A 19331-nucleotide genomic window follows, 5' to 3' on the forward strand; every position below is an offset into this window, starting at 1 on the left:
TTCCGACGACCACTGACGACGACGAGGGACGGGCAAGCGCGTGGCCGAGGCGGCAGACTTCCAGGGGACACGTCCCTCACCTGCCCGCCGCTGGCTGCGGCGTACCGGAGCCCTGCTCGCCGGAGCACCCCTGCTTGCCGGGCTCCTCCAGTTCCCGGCCGCGTCCCCCGCGGACGCCGCGACACCGGACACCTCGCAGGCTCCCTCCGGGGCGGGCTCGGTCTCCGTGTCGGTCGACTCCCTGAGCCCGGGCGCCCCGACCGGCGGTGACACCGTGACCGTGTCCGGAACGGTGACCAACCGGGGCAAGCAGACCGTCACCGACGCACGTGTCGGCCTGCGCGTCGGCCCGCTGCTGAACACGCGCTCGGGCATCGACTCCGTCGCCCGGAACAGCGACGACGTCCAGAGCGCCGTCGGCCCGGAGGTCGACGACAAGTACTCGGAGGAGTTCTCCAAACTCACTCCGGGCGTCTCGCAGCCCTTCACCCTGTCGGTGCCCGTGGACGAACTGGACCTGGGGCAGGACGGCGTGTACCAGCTGGCCGTGGCTCTCGCCGGGGAGACCTCCGCCCAGCCGTGGGAGCAGACGCTCGGTGTCCAGCGGACGTTCCTGCCGTGGCAGCCCGAGGAAGCCGGCACAAGGACGAGGACGACGTTCATGTGGCCTCTGATCTCCACCGTCCACATGACGGCGGAGACACGCGCGGACGAGCAGCAGACGCCGGTCTTCCACGACGACGACCTCGCCAAGGAGATCTCACCGGGCGGGCGGCTGGACCGGATGGTGGCGCTGGGCAAGGACCTCGACGTCACCTGGGTGATCGATCCGGACCTGCTGGCGTCCGTCGAGGCGATGACCGACCGTTACGAAGTGCCCGGCGAGGGTGACGACACCGTCCTCGGCGGCCACCAGGAGGTCGCCAAGCGGTGGCTCACCGAGGTGCAGGAGGCGGTGGCGGACAAGGAGGTCGTCGCGCTGCCGTTCGGCGACCCCGACCTGGCCTCGCTCGCTCACAACGGCACGTCCGTCACCGGATCCCTGAGTCACCTCAAGGAAGCCACCGACGTCGCCTCCGGCACCGTCGAGTCGATTCTCCACGTGAAGCCCACCACGGACTTCTCCTGGCCGGTCGACGGCGCCGTCGACCCCTCCGTCATCAGGGTCGCCACGTCCGCCGGAGCCGACAAGGTGATCGCCCGCAGCGACACCTTCGAGGACACCGGTCTGACGTACACGACCACCGCGCCCCGCCCCATCGGGGGCGGCACCACGGCGGTCGTCGCGGACGCGCGGCTGTCCACGGCCTTCCAGGGCGACATGACCAGGGCCTCCACGTCGACCCTCGCGGTGCAGCGGTTCCTCGCCCAGAGCCTGACCCTCGGCCTGCAGACGGACCGGCAGCGCAGCGTCGTCGTCGCGCCGCAGCGCACACCGTCGGCGAGCCAGGCCCAGACGATGGCAGAGGCCTTCGAGATCCTGCAGGACGGCACCTGGGCCGAGCCCCAGGGCCTCACGGCGGCGGCAAGGGCGAAACCGGACCCCGCCGCCACCACCAGGGTCCCCGCGGCCTCCTCCTACCCCTCCTCGCTGCGCAGGCAGGAGCTCCCGAAGACGACGTTCGAGCAGATCGCCAGGACACAGGCCAAGCTCGACAAGTTCAAGGTGATCCTCTCCGACCAGTCCCGCGTGGTGACACCGTTCGGACGCGCCCTGAACCGGGGCATGTCGGTGTCGTGGCGGGGCCGGCAGGCCGAGTCGGCGATCCACCGCAGCGGAGTCGAGTCCTACCTGGACGGGCTCATCAGCCAGGTGAGACTGATCGACAAGTCGGAGACCAAGCTCTCCGGCCGGAGTGCCATGATCCCCGTGACGGTCCAGAACAACCTGGTACAGGGCGTCGAGCACCTGGTACTGCGGCTCACCTCCACTAACCCGACCCGTCTGGAGATCGGCGGGGACGCCTACGAGGAGCAGCCCGTCGCCGTCTCCGGCGGTCACAGCCAGTCGGTGAAGTTCACCACGTCCGCCAACGCCAACGGCCGGGCGACGGTGGTCGCCCAGCTGTACACACAGGACGGCCGGAAGTACGGCGACCCCGTCACGTTCGACGTGAAGGTCACCGAGATCACCGCCACGGTGATGCTGGTCATCGGCGGTGGCGTGCTGCTGCTCGTCCTCGCCGGCTTCCGGATGTACACCCAGCGCAAGCGTGCCGCGGTCCGCGAGACCGACGAGCAGGAGCACGGGGCGGACGAGGACGCCGACAGCCCGCAGAACCCCGAAGCCCCGGGGGCGCGTCTCACCCGGGAATCCGCAACGGGATCCCGGAAGGACGGCCCGGAGCAGCCGAGTGACCCGGCACCGGACACCGCACCGGAAAGCGCCGACCCGTCCGGCACGGGTGAGAGAGTGGACCGTTGAGGATGTCGTGGCCGTGGGCCCGGGACGATGAGGTGGGGTAACCATGAACGCGCCGTACGACGGTGACCGCGGTCATGCCGCGGGCAACTCGGGCTTCCCCGAGTCGGACCCCCACGAGGGTCCGCCGCCCGGGCACGACCAGGTGCCGCAGCCGCCCGCCGACATGTACGTCCAGGACGCCTACGACCAGGACCCCTACCGGGCGCAGGACATCGCCGCCCAGGACCCGGTCGCGGAGGCGCTGTACGACCGCGCCGCGCACCCGCCGCCCCCGCCGGGCGCCCACCCCCCTCAGGAGCCGCTGTACGGGCCTCCGCCCCAGTCGCCGTACGCCCCCGACCCACGGGTGTGGGCCAGGACCCCCGCACCGGAACCGGACGGCCCCACGCAGTACCTGCCGTACGGCGACGACCCGCGCACGACACAGTTCGTGGGCGTGGACGACCTGGTCGGCCAGGCCGGGGAGCAGCGCCACGAACCGGATGCCTTCGCCCACCTCTTCCGTGACCAGCAGCAGAGCGGCGCCTTCCCGGACCAGCAGCAGGACGGTGGCTACCCTCCACAGCACGGCGGTGGGCACCCAGGACACCCGCCGGTGAGCGGCCATCAGCCGTACACGTCCGCACCGGTGCCCGGCCCCGCGTCCCCGACGCCCGGCCACTACGCGGGCGCCACCCCGCCCCCCACCGCCGAGGCACCGGTCCCGGAATCCGCGCCTGCCCCCGCGAAGAAGGGCGGCCGCGCCGGGGGACTGCTGAAGTCGAGCGCCGTGATGGCGGCGGGCACGATGGTGTCCCGCCTCACCGGGTTCATCCGCTCCGCACTGATCGTTTCAGCACTGGGCCTCGGCCTCCTCGGCGACTCCTTCCAGGTCGCCTACCAGCTGCCGACGATGATCTACATCCTGACCGTCGGCGGAGGCCTCAACTCCGTCTTCGTGCCGCAGCTCGTGCGGGCTATGAAGGACGACGAGGACGGCGGCGAGGCGTACGCCAACCGCCTGCTCACCCTGGTGATGGTGGCCCTGGTCGCCCTCACGGCCCTGGCGTGGCTGGCCGCGCCGCTCCTGGTGCGCGCGCTGTCGAACCCTGTCGCCACCAACCCCGCGGCCAACGACGTCGCCGTCACCTTCACCCGCTTCTTCCTGCCCTCGATCTTCTTCATGGGCGTCCATGTGGTGATGGGTCAGATCCTCAACGCGCGAGGCCGGTTCGGCGCGATGATGTGGACCCCGGTGCTGAACAACATCGTCATCATCGTCACGCTCGGCACGTTCATCTGGGTCTACGGCTCCGCGGCGGACTCGCAGATGAAGGTCACGAACATCCCGCCGGAGGGTGTGCGGCTCCTGGGCGTCGGCGTTCTGCTCGGGCTCGTCGTCCAGGCCCTGGCGATGATTCCGTACCTGCGCGAGACCGGATTCCGTATCCGCCTGCGCTTCGACTGGAAAGGACACGGGCTCGGCAAGGCTGCCATGCTCGCCAAGTGGACCATCTTGTTCGTCCTCGCCAACCAGGCGGGCGCACTGGTGGTCACCCAGTTGTCCACAGCCGCTGGTCTCGATTCCCGCGTGGAGGGCACCGGTTTCGCCGCCTACGCCAACGCCCAGCTGATCTGGGGCCTGCCCCAGGCCATCATCACCGTCTCCCTGATGGCCGCTCTCCTGCCCCGCATCTCCCGCTCGGCAGCCGACGACGACGCCGGTGCCGTCCGTGACGACATCTCCCAGGGCCTGCGCACCACAGCCGTGGCCATCGTGCCGATCGCCTTCGGCTTCGTCTCGCTCGGCATCCCGATGTGCACGCTGATGTTCGGCTCCTCGGGCACCGGGGCGGCCACCAACATGGGCTACATGCTGATGGCCTTCGGTCTCGGCCTGATCCCCTACTCCGTGCAGTACGTCGTCCTGCGCGCCTTCTACGCCTACGAGGACACCCGAACCCCCTTTTACAACACGGTCATCGTGGCCGCGGGCAACGCGATCGCCTCGGGCGTCTGCTACTTCGTGCTTCCGGCCCGCTGGGCCGTGGTGGGCATGTCCGCCTCCTACGGCCTGGCCTACGTGATCGGTGTCGGCGTCGCGTGGCGCCGACTGCGCAAGCGGCTGGGCGGGGACCTGGACGGCGCCCGGGTGCTGCGGACCTACGCCCGGTTGTGCATCGCCTCCGTTCCCGCCGCCGCGCTGAGTGGCGCGGCCTGCTACGGGATCAGTCAGACACTGGGCCAGGGGGTCGTCGGCTCGCTCGCCGCGCTGCTGGGTGGCGGCGCCGTGCTGCTCGGGATCTTCTACGTGGCGGCCCGGCGGATGCGGATCGACGAAGTCAACTCACTGGTCGGTATGGTGCGCGGACGCCTGGGACGCTGAGACGGGGGGTAGGCGCACAACCATCATCCGCCCCTGTGTGTCGTGCATAGCGGCGGACTGTGGGCACAATTGGTCTCGGCGTCGAACGGCGCGCGACGGACGCCGGCCGACGCGCATGGGATGGGGAGGCAGGGAACGACGGTGGCGGAACGGAGCACAGCTGCCGTCGACGTGGCAGACAACAGCGGCGAGCAGCCGCTGACCGCGGAGGCGGACCAGTCCACGGCCGACGGGGTGGCCAAGAACCGGGAGCGGGACACGGACAGCGACGAGGCACAGGAGAGCACCGGGACCGACGGTTCCGAGAAGACCTCGCCGCCCGAACTGCACAGCGGCCACAAGCTCGCCAGACGCTACCGTCTCGAGGAGTGCGTCACCCGTCTGGAGGGATTCAGCAGTTGGCGTGCCGTGGACGAGAAGCTCCGCCGCGCCGTCGGCGTGCACATCCTCCCCGCCGATCACTCACGTGCCCGGTCCGTGCTGGCCGCGGCACGCTCCTCGGCCCTGCTGGGCGATCCGCGCTTCGTGCAGGTGCTGGACGCCGTCGAGGAGGACGACGTCGTCTATGTCGTGCACGAGTGGCTTCCCGACGCCACCGAGCTGACCACGCTCCTGGCGGCCGGACCGCTGGAGGTGTACGACGCCTACCAGATGGTCAGTCAGATCGCCTCCGCCATGGCCGCGGCACACCGTGAGGGTCTGGCCCACCTGCGTCTGAACCCGAACGCCGTCCTGCGCACCTCGACCGGCCAGTGGCGTGTCCGCGGTCTCGCCGTGAACGCGGCGCTGCGCGGCGTCAGCTCCGACACCCCGCAGCGCGCCGACACCGAGTCCATCGGCGCCCTGCTGTACGCGGCCCTCACCCAGCGCTGGCCGTACGAGAGCGACGCCTACGGCATGTCGGGCCTGCCCAAGGACATCGGACTGATCCCGCCCGACCAGGTGCGGGCCGGGGTCCACCGTGGTCTGTCCGAGCTGGCCATGCGCGCGCTCGCCAACGACGGCGCCACCGCCTCCCGCCACGAGTCGCCGTGCACCACGCCGGAGGAACTGGTGAAGGCGATCGGCGAGATGCCCCGTATCCGCCCGCCGGAGCCGGCGTTCACCACTCCGCCCGAGTACCAGCGCACCACGTACCAGCAGGGCACCTATGGCCGGCCGGCGCAGCATCCCGGCGTCGCCCCTGCGGCGGCGGTCCCGCCTCCCCCGCTGCAGAGCCGCACGGGCAAGGCGCTGAAGTGGGCCGTGTCGGCCCTGCTGATCGCCGCGCTGGGTCTGGGCAGTTGGCAGCTCGCGGACGCCCTGATGGAACAGGGCGGCAAGACCGACGACCCGAGCAGGACCCAGACGACCGACGGCGACGACAAGAGCCCCCGGAAGCCGGTGAGCGGCAAGCCGATCGCCATCACGGGGGCGCAGGACTTCGATCCGTTCGGCTCCGACGGGTCCGAGTACCCGGACGACACAGACAAGGTCTACGACGGTGCTCCGGGCACGTACTGGCAGACGAGCTACTACGAGACTGCCGACTTCGGCCGGCTGAAGCCGGGCGTGGGTGTCATCCTCGACCTCGGCAGGACTCAGCAGGTCGGAAAGGTCACCGTCTCCTTCGTGGGCAACACGTCCGTCGAGCTCCGTGCCGCCTCCAGTGACGCAGGGGCGCGACCGACGTCCTTGGACGGTTACACCAAGGTGGCCGATGGATCCGGTAGCAGCGTCACCCTCAAGCCCGGCAAGACATTGAAGTCCCGCTACCTCCTGATCTGGCTGACCGAGCTGCCGGTGCAGGCGGACGACGGCAAGTGGCGCGGCAGGGTTGCGGACGTCAAGGTCACCAGCTGAGGCCATCCGCCTCGAGGGAGGGGATCCGATGGCAGAAGGCGCCGCATATGACGGAGTGGGCGATCAGGAACTGCTCACCCGCCATGTCGAGGGCGACCCCGACGCCTTCGGCGAGCTCGTGCGCCGTCACCGGGATCGGCTCTGGGCGGTGGCTCTCCGCACGCTGGGCGACCGCGAGGAGGCCGCTGACGCCGTGCAGGACGCTCTTGTTTCCGCCTACCGGGCCGCCCACACCTTCCGTGGCCAGTCGGCCGTCACGACGTGGCTGCACCGGATCACGGTGAACGCCTGTCTGGACCGCGCCCGCAAGGCCGCCTCCCGGAAGACCGCGCCGGTCGACGACCCGCAGCGCCTGGAACAGTTGCTGGAACCGCACGAGTCCGCCGCGGCTCCCGCGGAGCGCAATGATCTGCACCGCCAGCTCATCGAAGCGATGGGCACCCTTCCGCCCGATCAGCGGGCCGCCCTCGTCCTCGTGGACATGCAGGGCTACCCGGTCGCCGAAGCCGCCAGCATCCTCGATGTGCCCACCGGCACGGTGAAGAGCCGCTGTGCCCGCGGCAGAGCGAGGCTCCTGCCGCTGCTCGCTCATCTGCGGCCGGACGGTACCGGTGGAGGAAAGCAGCGGCGCGAGGCACGGAACCGGACCCCGGGGACATCCGTCCCACCCGCAGCGGGTTCCCTGCGAGCGGACCCGCCGGAGGCAGAACCGAATGACCCGGCTGCAGCGAAGGGCGGAGGTGGGCGAGCGTGACGTCGACAGAAGACATGGCGGAGCACCCGGACGTCGCGGAGATCTCCGACCTCACCGAGGGACTCCTCTCGCCGGTCCGGAGCGCTGATGTCCGCCGGCATCTGGACGAGTGCGCGTTCTGCGCGGACATCCGCGCCTCACTCAAGGAGATCCGGGACCTGCTCGGCACGGCCCCGGGACCGACCCGCATGCCTGCCGAGGTAGCGGGCCGTATCGACGCGGCGCTGGCTGCGGAGGCCCTGCTGGGGGCCACGACGTCGGAACCCGAGGCAGACCGGGACCCCACACCTCCGGCAGCATCCGACGTCGGCCCCGCACATGTTTCACGTGAAACATCGATGCTCTCGCACCGCCCGACCAGACGCCCTCGCTCCTCCACGACAGGTCCCGGTCGCAAGATCCGTCTGCCGGGCGGACGCCGGCGGGCCGCCGTCCTGGGGGCCGTGCTCACCGTCGCCGCCCTGGGGCTCGGGTCCGTGGTGGTGGCTTCCTGGAACGTCGACACAGGACCCGACGGCGGACACCCGACGACCGCCGCCGACACCTTCTCGGAGAGGAACCTGCAGCAACAGGTCACCGATCTCCTGGCGCGGAGCAACGGGGAGAGCAAGAGCTCCAAGAGCTCGAAGTCCCCGCGGACCTTCGGGCTGGAATCGGAGTCCGGCGCCGCGAACCCGAGGGTCCTCAGGACGCCCTCCGTACCGGAGTGCGTCCGAGAAGGCATCGGCCGCACCGACGCCGCCCTCGCCACCGAGCAGGGCACCTTCCAGGGTGAGGAGGCACTCCTTGTCGTGCTCCCCGACACGTCGGACGACACGCGCGTGACCGCCTACGTCGTCGAGGCGACCTGCGTGAGCAACCCGTCCTCGTCCGCGACGGCGGAGGTTCTGATGAAGCACTCGTACACGCGCTGACGATCTACGCTTGGTCCCCCTCCCGCGTGGTAACCCGTAAGGGTCCTTCACTGCCGTCAAGGGCCCTTACCCGTGTGCCCGGGCACGGCGGGAATGCCCGCCCCTTAGGATCCGTTGGGTGGGGTGAGAGGTCCGAAAGAAAGCCTTCCCCCGGTCGAACGACGCAGACCAGAGACGAGGAATCAAGCCGTGAGCGACGTCCGTAACGTGATCATCATCGGCTCAGGGCCCGCCGGCTACACGGCGGCGCTCTACACCGCCCGTGCGTCGCTGAAGCCCCTGGTGTTCGAGGGCGCCGTCACCGCCGGCGGTGCGCTGATGAACACCACCGAGGTCGAGAACTTCCCCGGTTTCCAGGACGGCATCATGGGCCCCGAGCTCATGGACAACATGCGCGCCCAGGCCGAGCGCTTCGGCGCCGAGCTTCTCCCGGACGACGTGGTCTCCGTAGACCTGACCGGCGAAATCAAGACCGTCACGGACACCGCCGGTACGGTGCACAAGGCTAAGGCGGTCATCGTCACCACCGGCTCGCAGCACCGCAAGCTCGGCCTGCCGAACGAGGACGCCCTGTCCGGACGCGGTGTCTCGTGGTGCGCGACGTGTGACGGCTTCTTCTTCAAGGACCAGGACATCGCCGTGATCGGCGGTGGCGACACCGCGATGGAGGAGGCCACCTTCCTCTCGCGCTTCGCCAAGTCCGTGACGATCGTCCACCGCCGCGACACCCTGCGCGCCTCCAAGGCGATGCAGGAGCGCGCCTTCGCCGACCCGAAGATCTCGTTCGTCTGGGACAGCGAAGTCGCCGAGGTCCAGGGCGACCAGAAGCTGTCAGGTCTGAAGCTGCGCAACGTCAAGACCGGTGAGCTCTCCGACCTGGCGGTGACGGGCCTGTTCATCGCGATCGGCCACGACCCGCGCACCGAGCTCTTCAAGGGTCAGCTGGAGCTGGACGAGGAGGGCTACCTGAAGGTCGACGCGCCCTCGACCCGCACCAACCTCACCGGTGTCTTCGCCGCCGGCGACGTGGTGGACCACACCTACCGCCAGGCGATCACGGCGGCCGGCACGGGCTGTTCCGCCGCCCTCGACTCCGAGCGCTACCTCGCCGCTCTCGCGGACGAGGAGAAGCCTGAGCCCGAGAAGACCGCAGTCTGACCCCCCATCCGCCCCACGCACCAACCAGTTAAGGAGCCCGCCGTGGCCGGCACCCTGAAGAATGTGACCGACGATTCCTTCGAGCAGGACGTCCTCAAGAGCGACAAGCCCGTCCTGGTGGACTTCTGGGCCGCCTGGTGCGGTCCGTGCCGTCAGATCGCTCCGTCCCTCGAGGCCATTGCCTCGGAGTACGGGGACAAGATCGAGGTCGTCAAGCTGAACATCGACGAGAACCCGGGTACGGCCGCCAAGTACGGCGTCATGTCCATCCCGACCCTGAACGTGTACCAGGGTGGCGAGGTCGCCAAGACCATCGTCGGAGCGAAGCCGAAGGCCGCGATCGTTCGCGACCTCGAGGACTTCATCGCTGACTGACCGCCTCCCCCGCGGTGCTTGTTTCACGTGAAACACGGAAGGGCCGGCCCACAAGGGCCGGCCCTTCCGCACGAGGTGGGTACCGTGCCTGCGACGCGTCAGAGGGGCCGCAGCACCGGCTCTTTCTGCACGGCTCCCAGGAGCCGGTCCAAAGCCATCTCCACGTCTTCCTTCCAGGACAGCGTCGTCCGCAATTCCAGTCTCAGCCGGGGATGAGTGGGGTGCTGGCGGACGGTCTTGAATCCCACGGCCAGGAGATGGTCGGCGGGCAGGACGCAGGCGGGCTCCTTCCAGCGCGCGTCACCAAAGGCCTCGATTGCTTTGAAGCCCCGGCGCAGGAGATCCTTCGCCACCGTCTGCACCATCACCCGGCCCAGTCCCTGCCCTTGATACCCCGGCACGATGAATGCTGTCATCAACTGCACCGCGTCGGGTGACACGGGGCTGGTCGGGAACGCCGTGGAACGGGGCACATAGGCGGGCGGAGCGTAAAGAACGAAGCCCACAGGGACGTCATCGACATAGACGACCCTTCCGCAGGACCCCCAGTCCAGGAGAACGGCCGAGATCCACGACTCCTTCTCGTGCGCTGAGGTGCCCGCGTTTACAGCTGCCTCACCGCTGACGGGGTCGCACTCCCAGAAGACACACGAGCGGCAGCGCTGGGGGAGATCCTGAAGGTTGTCCAGCGTGAGCGGTACGAGCCGACGGCCCATGAAGGCTGTTCCTCGCTTCCTTCGCCCGCTGCTTCGCAGGCGGCTGTCAGCGCACTCCGTTCCCTGAGCAGGCTGGCGACAAAGCCGGCGCCCACCCCCAGTCCCGCGCTCACCACCAGTCCGGTGCGGCTCGTCATTCGCATGGCCCCTGCCTTGCTCTCAGAGGTACTGCCGGAAGGATGCGCCATATCCGAACACATCGTATCCATGAAGCGATTCGATCGATACCGCCAAAAAGCAAAGGGCGGACCGTGTTCCGGTACGCACCGGACACGATCCGTCCTGTTCGGCTGAGCCCCCGACGGCTCAGGACGCCTCCTCCACGGAGTCGCCATCCACCAGGCCCTTCTGCAGAACGGGGCCCTCGCCCGGAGCGAGCGTGCCGAGAATCCGCTCCAGGTCCTCCATGGAGGCGAACTCGACGGTGATCTTTCCCTTCTTCTGCCCCAGGTCGACCTTCACCCGGGTCTCGAAGCGGTCCGAGAGACGCGTCGCCAGATCCGACAGAGCCGGGGACACGAGAGCTCCGGCGCGCGGGCCCTTCGAGCGCTGGGCCTTCTGAGGCCGCGAGCCCATCAGGGTCACGATTTCCTCGACGGCCCGTACCGAAAGGCCCTCGGCCACGATCCGGTGAGCCAGGCGGTCCTGTTCCTCGGAGTCCTCGACGGACAGCAGTGCGCGGGCATGTCCGGCGGACAGCACACCAGCAGCGACCCGGCGCTGCACGGTCGGCGACAGCTTCAGCAGACGCAGGGTGTTGGTCACCTGCGGGCGGGACCGGCCGATACGGTCCGCCAACTGATCGTGCGTGCAGTTGAAGTCCTTCAGCAGCTGATCATAGGCGGCGGCCTCTTCCAGCGGATTCAGCTGGGCGCGATGCAGGTTCTCCAGCAACGCGTCCAGAAGGAGCTTCTCGTCGTCCGTGGCCCGCACGATCGCCGGGATGGCCTCAAGACCCGCCTCGTGACATGCCCGCCACCGGCGTTCACCCATGATCAGTTCATAGCGCCCGGGCCCCACCTGTCGCACGACGACGGGTTGGAGGAGACCGACCTCCTTGATGGAGGTGATGAGTTCGGACAGCGCGTCCTCGTCGAAGACCTCACGCGGCTGCCGGGGGTTCGGCGTGATGGCGTCGAGGGGGATCTCGGCGAAGTGAGCGCCCATGGGCGGCGCGGGCACGGCCGCAGAGCCCGTCGTCGTGGGCTCCTCCGTTTCGCGTGAAACAGGAGGCAGTGTAGCCACCTTGGCGGCGGCCACCCCCCGCTCGTTCGGCAGTAGAGGGATCGCCGCAGGGGACGCGGAAGCGGTACCTCCCACGGCCGTCGGCGGGACCGTCTTCTCTGTCGGGGCAGCAGGGATCAGTGCACCCAGACCACGGCCCAACCCTCTCCGTCGATCACTCACTGGACGCCCTCCACCATGTTCGGATCATTCTGCTGTGCGCCGATGTGCGCCTGCGTTGCGTCATACCTGACGCCGACGCCTCTCAATGCGATCTCTCGTGCCGCCTCGAAATAGGAGAGGGCACCGCTCGACCCTGGATCGTAGGTCAGCACCGTCTGCCCATAGCTCGGCGCCTCCGAGATACGGACCGAGCGGGGAATGCTCGTCCGGAGGACCTCGTCGCCGAAGTGGGTGCGCACCTCGTCGGCGACCTGCGAGGCGAGCCTCGTCCGGCCGTCGTACATGGTGAGCAGGATCGTCGATACGTGCAGGGCCGGATTCAGGTGTCCCCGCACCAGGTCGACGTTGCGCAGCAACTGCCCCAGACCCTCCAGCGCGTAGTACTCGCACTGGATCGGGATGAGAACCTCCTGGCCGGCCACCAGGGCGTTGACCGTGAGCAGGCCGAGCGAGGGCGGGCAGTCGATGAGGATGTAGTCCAGCGGCTGCTCGTAGGCCTGGATGGCCCGCACCAGCCGACTTTCCCGCGCCACCAGTGACACCAGCTCGATCTCCGCACCGGCGAGATCGATGGTGGCAGGAGCGCAGAAGAGACCCTCGACATCGGGGACCGGCTGGACGACCTCCGCAAGCGGCTTGCTGTCCACCAATACATCGTAGATCGAGGGCACTTCGGCGTGATGGTCGATACCGAGTGCCGTGGAGGCATTGCCCTGGGGGTCGAGGTCGATCACCAGAACACGGGCACCGTGCAGAGCAAGCGACGCGGCGAGGTTGACGGTGGTCGTCGTCTTACCGACGCCGCCCTTCTGGTTGGCGACCACGATGACGCGGGTCTGCTCGGGCCGCGGCAGGCCCTCCCCGGCACGGCCCAGAGCCTCCACCGCCAGCTGGGCAGCACGACCGATGGGAGTGTCGTCCATCGGAGGCGGTGTTTCACGTGAAACATCCGCCCCCGTCGATTCGGTACGGGGACCGGGGACCGGATCGGTCATCGGTCCCGCGATGTTGGCGTCGGACCGCAAGGATTCACTCTCCTCGACTTCAGGCTCGCAATGAACAGAGCCTCCCATGCCTTCGGGGTCGCGAACCAGTGAGGCCTGACGTTCTGTGGAGAAATCCACCTCTGTGGACAACTCCGTGCCCCTCAGGGAGGCCGATGTCTCGTCGGGAACAGGTGTCTCTCCGAGCGAACCGAGAGGTTTCCGGTCACGGGGTTCGGCCGCGGCGCGGCCCCGACTGATGATGCCGTGCAGCAGTGAGCGACGTTTCACGTGAAACACGATGCACAGCAGCCGAGGCGGCACTGCCGCGACACTCCGGCATGCGTGGGTTTGGCAGCTTGTGTGGAGTACGTCTGGCCCTCAGGGCAGCCCATGCTCCCATCGGACTGCGCCATGCCGGACCAGAGGCGGCCGCTATCCGCGTCGGCGTCGGGCCCGTCCTGTGCGGGCCGCCTTGGCACGCTTCGCTGCGAACCTCACACCCCCAGGACTCTCCCCGACCTCGACGCGCACCACGGTGGACATCGGGTCCACGACACCCTCGCCCACATGCACGATCGATGTGGCCACAGCACCGAGCTTGCTCAACGCCGCGGACGCACTCTTCAGCTCTTCCTCCGCCGTGTCGCCCTTGAGGGCGAGCATCTCTCCGTACGGCCGCAGCAGAGGGATGCCCCAGGTGGCAAGGCGGTCGAGCGGAGCGACGGCACGGGCGGTCACCACGTGCACGGGTTGCAGCTTCCCCATGACCTCTTCGGCGCGGCCCCGCACGACGGTCACATGATCCAGGCCGAGCAGCTCCACGACCTCGGTGAGGAAGTTGGTACGCCGGAGCAACGGTTCCAACAGGGTGATCTTGAGATCCTCCCGGACCAATGCCAGGGGAATGCCCGGCAGACCGGCCCCCGAGCCGACGTCGCACACCGTCACCCCCTCGGGGACGACCTCCGAGAGCACCGCGCAGTTCAGCAAGTGCCGCTCCCACAGGCGGGGCACCTCACGCGGACCGATCAGACCGCGCTGCACGCCTGCCTCGGCGAGCAGCTCCGCGTACCGGACCGCGTCCGCGAAGCGATCACCGAACACGTCGCGTGCCTGCTCGGGCGCAGGGGGAAGCTCCGCTGCCTCCGTCACGGGGGACCGTCCTTCCGTACCGTGCCGGACAGGGCGCCGACACCAGAACCAGAACTATCAGGCTGGCAAAGATCGGCCCCGTCTGCGCTACAGACGGGGCCGGTGACCGTGGAACGATCAGGCGGGAAGCACGACGACGAAGCGCTGCGGCTCCTCGCCCTCGGACTCGCTGCGCAGGCCGGCTGCCTTGACCGCGTCGTGCACGACCTTGCGCTCGAACGGCGTCATCGGGTCGAGATTCACAGGCTGGCCGGTGCTCTTGGCCTCGGCGGCGGCCTTGGCACCGATCTCGGACAGCTCGGTCCGCTTCCTGGCCCGGAAACCGGCGATGTCGAGCATGAGGCGGCTGCGGTCCCCGGTCTCCCGGTGCACGGCCAGCCGCGTGAGCTCCTGGAGCGCCTCCAGCACTTCGCCGTCACGGCCCACCAGCTTCTGCAGGTCACGGCTGCCCGTGTCGCTGATGATCGAGACAGAGGCGCGGTCGGCCTCGACGTCCATGTCGATGTCGCCGTCGAGGTCGGCGATGTCGAGCAGACCCTCCAGGTAGTCCGCCGCGATCTCGCCCTCCTGCTCCAGGCGGGTCAGGGTGTCTGCGCCCTCGGCAGCAGCGGCGGTGGTGCCTTCCGTCACGGGATGGACTCCTTCTTACTTCTTGGACGGGGACTTGGGCCGCTGCGGACCCTTGCGCTGTCCGGACTGGGCCTTGCTGCGGGTACTGCCGGCGGGCTTGGCGTTGCCCTTCTGGGCAGCGGGAGCGGGCTTGGCGTCCTGCGGCTCGTCGGACTTGGTCAGCGAGGTGGGCTCACCCGCCGCCTTGGCCGTGCCGGACTGGCGCTGCGACTTGCTCTGCCGCTTGGGCTGCTGGCGCTTGGGTACGGCTCCGGTGGTGGCCGGCACGCCGTCCTCGGCCTGGGCCGCGGCCGTGCCCTCACCCTTGATCACGGCGCCGTCGGCCTGCGCGGCGAGACCCGCCTTGTGGAGACCGTTGATGAACTTGCGCTCGTACTCGTTGCGGTCCCGGCCCTTGGCGACGATGGCCTTGACGATGGCGCGCTCGCGGCGGTTACGGGTCTTGCCGTGCCGGGTGACGTGCTTGGAGAGGCGCTCGAGGTACGCGGCCTGCGCCTTGGAGCCCGGCGTCGGGTTGTTGTGGATGACGTACATCTGCTGGCCCATGGTCCACACGTTGGTGGTCAGCCAGTAGACGAGGACACCGACCGGGAAGTTGATGCCGAAGACGGCGAAGATGACGGGGAAGACGTACATCAGCATCTTCTGCTGCTGCATGAACGGCGTCTTCACCGAGGTGTCGACGTTCTTCGTCATCAGCTGGCGCTGCGTGTAGAACTGCGACAGCGACATCAGCACGATCATGATCGCCGTGACGACACGGACGTCGGTCAGCGAGGAGTTGAGAGCCTCGACCTTCTCCGAGCTGTCCGTGAACTTCGCGGCGAGCGGGGCGCCGAAGATGTGGGCCTTCTGCGCGCTCTCCAGCAGGCGCTCGTTGATCACGCCGATGGTGTCGTTCGACGCGATGCTGTTGAGCACGTGGTAGAGGGCGAAGAAGAACGGCGACTGGGCCAGGATGGGAAGACACGAGGAGAGCGGGTTGGTACCCGTCTCCTTGTAGAGCTTCATCATCTCTTCGGACTGGCGCTGCCGGTCGTTCTTGTAGCGCTCCTGGATCTTCTTCATCTCCGGCTGGAGCGTCTGCATCGCCCGTGTCGCCTTGATTTGCTTCACGAAGAGCGGGATCAGGCAGATACGGATCAGGATCACCAGGGACACGATGGACAGGCCCCAGGCCCACCCCGTGTCAGGGCCGAAGATGGCCCCGTACACGCTGTGGAACTGGACGATGACCCAGGAGACAGGTGTCGTGATGAAGCTGAAGAGGCTGGCAATCGTGTCCACTAATCATGCTCCTTGGGCATGGGACGAGGTCTCTGCGGCCGGGCTCGAAGGACTCGTCGCACTTGTGGGAGAAGTCTGTCCCTCGGTGGCCGGTTCGGCGGCGGAGGTCCCGCCCTTGCGTGCACGCCAGGCGTTACGCAGCATCTCGTGCCACCGCGGACGCTTGCGCGGCGGGACGTGGTCCACACCGCCCAGCGACCACGGATTGCACCGCAGGATGCGCCAGGCCGTGAGTGCTGTTCCCTTGAGGGCACCGTGCCGGTCGATGGCCGTGTAGCCGTAGTGAGAACACGACGGGTAGTACTTGCATACCGGCCCCAGCAGGGGACTGATCGTCCACTGGTAGAGCTTGATCAGAGCCAGCAGCGGGTACTTCATCGCGCGCCCCCTCCCAGCAGCCGCTGCAGGGCGGCATCCAGGTCTCGGGCCAGCTGTGCATGGTCGGCGTCGCCCGCACCGGGCAGCGCTCGTACCACTACCAGGCTACCGGGGGGCAGCCGGTCGACTCGCTCGCGCATCAGATGGCGAAGCCTGCGCTTCACCTTGTTGCGCACCACCGCACCGCCCACGGCCTTGCTCACGACGAAACCCGCACGCGACGGGGGAGCACTCTCCCCAGCCGCATGCGGGTCCGTTGCACCGCTGCGAAGATGCACGACGAGAAGCTGGCGCCCGGCCCGGCGCCCTCGTCGTACCGCGGTCGCGAAGTCCTCGCGCCGCCTCAGCCGGTTCTCGGTGGGCAGCACGATGTCATGACCTGACCGGGATCAGGCGGACAGACGGGCGCGACCCTTGCCACGGCGGGACGCGAGAATCGCGCGGCCGGCACGGGTGCGCATACGCAGCCGGAAGCCGTGGGTCTTGGCGCGGCGACGGTTGTTCGGCTGGAAGGTGCGCTTGCTCACTCGGGGGCTCCAGAAGAAATCGGTGTTTGCGGGGTGCCGTCCTGGCTGTCACCGTGCGCCCACGAGTAGCTCGCGTTACGCCCCAGTGCACCGCTGACCGATCACCTTGCGCGATCTGTGCCCATCGGAGGCAGGCGGCAGCAGCCATCGACAACTCGACCTCGTTACGGTACGCGCGGCTGCGCCATTCGGTCAAACCAACGGTCACCGGGAGACACTTGTCCACAGCCTGGGGACAACAACTTGAACCGTACCGGCCGCGCTGACTACCGTGGCCGGACTCCGATTCGTTCCGTTGACCCTCCACCACCCCATTTACATCCCGACCCGTCCCTCGCATTCACACGATCGAGGGACCTGTGAGAGAGCGTGCCCTGTGGCTGACGTACCTGCCGATCTTGCCGCAGTGTGGCCACGCGTACTCGAGCAGCTACTCGGTGAGGGCCGCGGACAGGGGGTGGAGGGCAAGGACGAACACTGGATCCGGCGCTGCCAGCCGCTGGCCCTGGTCGCCGACACCGCGTTGCTCGCGGTACCGAACGAGTTCGCGAAGGGGGTACTGGAGGGCCGCCTGGCCCCGGTCGTGAGCGAGAGCCTGAGCCGCGAGTGCGGCCGCCCCATCCGGATCGCGATCACCGTCGACGAAACCGCCGGGGAACCACCCGCCCCGCCGGCGCCCCGCCCGCAGCCACGCTACGAGGAGCCGGAGCTCCCCGCCGTACGGCAGGAACGCCCCGAGCGTTCCCCGGAGCACCGCGAGAGGCCGGACCGGCAGGAACGCGAGCCGTACGAGGGGTACGACGCCTACGGCCGCCGCCGGGGCGACCAGCAGCGCGGACCGTCGGGCGACCAGCTGCCGACCGCCCGTCCCGCCTATCCGTCGGAGTACCAGCGCCCGGAGCCCGGCTCCTGGCCGCGTCCGTCGCAAGAGGACTACGGCTGGCAGCAGCAGCGCCTCGGCTTCCCGGAGCGGGATCCGTACGCCTCGCCGTCGCAGGACGCCTACGGCGCACAGGACGGGTACGGCTCACAGGACGCCTACGGCGGTCCGTCCGCGCAGGACTACCGCCCGCAGCCGATGGACCGGCCCTCCTACGAACAGCAGCGCTCCGACTACGACACGTCGCGCGGCGACTACGACCAGCGCGACGCCCGGCGACGCGAACTGCCCGACCCGCCCTCCGGTTCGGGACACGTCCACCGCGGCGGCCCCGTGGGCCCGAACCTGCCCACCACCGGGGCGCCCGGACCGCTCGCCGCGCAGCCGGCGCCTGCGGCCGGTCCCGGTGAGCCCACCGCGCGGCTGAACCCCAAGTACCTGTTCGACACGTTCGTCATCGGCGCGTCCAACCGCTTCGCGCACGCGGCCGCGGTCGCCGTCGCGGAGGCGCCGGCGAAGGCCTACAACCCTCTCTTCATCTACGGGGAGTCCGGGCTCGGCAAGACGCACCTGCTGCACGCGATCGGGCACTACGCACGGAGCCTCTATCCGGGCACGCGCGTGCGATACGTGAGCTCGGAGGAGTTCACCAACGAGTTCATCAACTCCATCCGCGACGGCAAGGGCGACAGTTTCCGCAAGCGCTACCGCGAGATGGACATCCTCCTCGTCGACGACATCCAGTTCCTTGCGGACAAGGAGTCGACGCAGGAGGAGTTCTTCCACACCTTCAACACGCTCCACAACGCCAACAAGCAGATCGTGCTGTCCAGCGACCGGCCGCCCAAGCAGCTGGTCACCCTGGAGGACCGGCTCCGTAACCGTTTCGAGTGGGGGCTGATCACGGACGTCCAGCCGCCGGAACTGGAGACGCGCATCGCGATCCTGCGCAAGAAGGCGGTGCAGGAACAGCTGAACGCCCCGCCGGAGGTACTGGAGTTCATCGCCTCCCGGATCTCGCGGAACATCCGTGAGCTGGAGGGCGCGCTGATCCGGGTCACGGCGTTCGCCTCGCTCAACCGGCAGCCGGTGGACCTGGGGCTGACGGAGATCGTGCTGAAGGACCTGATGCCCGGGGGCGACGACTCCGCCCCGGAGATCACGTCGACGGCCATCATGGGCGCGACCGCCGACTACTTCGGGCTCACGGTCGAGGACCTGTGCGGCACCTCGCGCGGTCGCGCGCTGGTGACCGCCCGGCAGATCGCCATGTACCTGTGCCGGGAGCTGACGGACCTGTCGCTGCCGAAGATCGGCGCGCTGTTCGGCGGGCGCGATCACACGACGGTGATGCACGCCGACCGTAAGATCCGCAATCTGATGGCCGAGCGGCGCTCCATCTACAACCAGGTCACGGAGCTCACCAACCGCATCAAGGCCGGCTGACGGCCCCGCACGACGGACGAGGGCGCCTCCGGAGGGATCCGGAGGCGCCCTTCCTCGTACCCCGGGCGTTCCTCGCTGTTCGATTTGCG

At 68.8% G+C, this 19331-nt stretch carries 17 protein-coding genes; 8 read left to right on the forward strand and 9 right to left on the reverse strand.

Going from position 1 to position 19331, the window contains the following annotated elements:
- Positions 1-40 precede the first annotated feature (40 nt).
- From BU52_RS20155 to trxA, 7 genes are all read left to right on the forward strand, one after another.
- A complete protein-coding gene (locus BU52_RS20155) occupies positions 41-2425 on the forward strand; it encodes a DUF6049 family protein (protein WP_037936309.1) in 2385 nt (794 codons plus the stop codon).
- A gap of 43 nt (positions 2426-2468) precedes the next feature.
- Entirely contained in the window at positions 2469-4790 is a 2322-nt protein-coding gene (gene murJ, locus BU52_RS20160; protein ID WP_037936311.1) for a murein biosynthesis integral membrane protein MurJ, read from the forward strand.
- A gap of 141 nt (positions 4791-4931) precedes the next feature.
- Positions 4932-6632 carry a protein kinase family protein gene (locus BU52_RS20165; RefSeq protein WP_037936312.1) on the forward strand — a complete coding sequence of 567 codons (1701 nt, stop codon included), beginning with the start codon at positions 4932-4934 and terminating at the stop codon, positions 6630-6632.
- 28 nt (positions 6633-6660) lie between these two features.
- Entirely contained in the window at positions 6661-7386 is a 726-nt protein-coding gene (sigM, locus tag BU52_RS20170) for an RNA polymerase sigma factor SigM (RefSeq protein ID WP_037936315.1), read from the forward strand.
- Complete coding sequence (locus BU52_RS20175) at positions 7383-8300, forward strand: anti-sigma factor family protein (RefSeq protein WP_037936316.1); 918 nt, start codon at positions 7383-7385, stop codon at positions 8298-8300. Before sigM ends, BU52_RS20175 begins: the two co-directional genes overlap by 4 nt.
- A 189-nt stretch (positions 8301-8489) precedes the next feature.
- Complete coding sequence (gene trxB, locus BU52_RS20180; protein ID WP_037936318.1) at positions 8490-9458, forward strand: thioredoxin-disulfide reductase; 969 nt, start codon at positions 8490-8492, stop codon at positions 9456-9458.
- A gap of 42 nt (positions 9459-9500) precedes the next feature.
- A complete protein-coding gene (gene trxA, locus BU52_RS20185; RefSeq protein ID WP_037936319.1) occupies positions 9501-9833 on the forward strand; it encodes a thioredoxin in 333 nt (110 codons plus the stop codon).
- Between the two features lie 98 nt (positions 9834-9931).
- Here trxA and BU52_RS20190 read toward each other — a convergent pair whose 3' ends face one another.
- From BU52_RS20190 to rpmH, 9 genes are all read right to left on the reverse strand, one after another.
- Complete coding sequence (locus BU52_RS20190; protein ID WP_037936320.1) at positions 9932-10549, reverse strand: GNAT family N-acetyltransferase; 618 nt, start codon at positions 10547-10549, stop codon at positions 9932-9934.
- 306 nt (positions 10550-10855) lie between these two features.
- Entirely contained in the window at positions 10856-11956 is a 1101-nt protein-coding gene (locus BU52_RS20195) for a ParB/RepB/Spo0J family partition protein (RefSeq protein WP_037936321.1), read from the reverse strand.
- Entirely contained in the window at positions 11953-13029 is a 1077-nt protein-coding gene (locus BU52_RS20200; protein WP_078903353.1) for a ParA family protein, read from the reverse strand. The genes BU52_RS20195 and BU52_RS20200 overlap by 4 nt, the downstream gene beginning before the upstream one ends.
- A gap of 345 nt (positions 13030-13374) precedes the next feature.
- On the reverse strand, positions 13375-14094 hold the full coding sequence (gene rsmG, locus BU52_RS20205; protein ID WP_037936323.1) for a 16S rRNA (guanine(527)-N(7))-methyltransferase RsmG: 720 nt from the start codon (positions 14092-14094) through the stop codon (positions 13375-13377).
- A 117-nt stretch (positions 14095-14211) separates the two neighbouring features.
- Positions 14212-14724 carry a Jag family protein gene (locus tag BU52_RS20210; protein WP_037936325.1) on the reverse strand — a complete coding sequence of 171 codons (513 nt, stop codon included), beginning with the start codon at positions 14722-14724 and terminating at the stop codon, positions 14212-14214.
- A 15-nt stretch (positions 14725-14739) separates the two neighbouring features.
- Positions 14740-16011, reverse strand: a complete 1272-nt coding sequence (yidC, locus tag BU52_RS20215) for a membrane protein insertase YidC (protein WP_037936327.1) — start codon at positions 16009-16011, stop codon at positions 14740-14742.
- Between the two features lie 3 nt (positions 16012-16014).
- Positions 16015-16389 (reverse strand): membrane protein insertion efficiency factor YidD, encoded by a 375-nt coding sequence (yidD, locus tag BU52_RS33825; protein ID WP_078903345.1) that lies wholly within the window; start codon positions 16387-16389, stop codon positions 16015-16017.
- A complete protein-coding gene (gene rnpA, locus BU52_RS33830) occupies positions 16386-16757 on the reverse strand; it encodes a ribonuclease P protein component (protein ID WP_078903346.1) in 372 nt (123 codons plus the stop codon). The genes yidD and rnpA overlap by 4 nt, the downstream gene beginning before the upstream one ends.
- 21 nt (positions 16758-16778) lie before the next feature.
- Complete coding sequence (rpmH, locus tag BU52_RS20225) at positions 16779-16916, reverse strand: 50S ribosomal protein L34 (protein WP_003949374.1); 138 nt, start codon at positions 16914-16916, stop codon at positions 16779-16781.
- A gap of 376 nt (positions 16917-17292) precedes the next feature.
- Here rpmH and dnaA point away from each other — a divergent pair, with 376 nt between their 5' ends.
- Entirely contained in the window at positions 17293-19242 is a 1950-nt protein-coding gene (gene dnaA / locus BU52_RS20230; RefSeq protein WP_078903347.1) for a chromosomal replication initiator protein DnaA, read from the forward strand.
- Positions 19243-19331: the final 89 nt, after the last annotated feature.

Source organism: Streptomyces toyocaensis (genome assembly GCF_000725125.1).
In the GTDB taxonomy this organism is placed as follows: Bacteria; Actinomycetota; Actinomycetes; order Streptomycetales; family Streptomycetaceae; genus Streptomyces; species Streptomyces toyocaensis.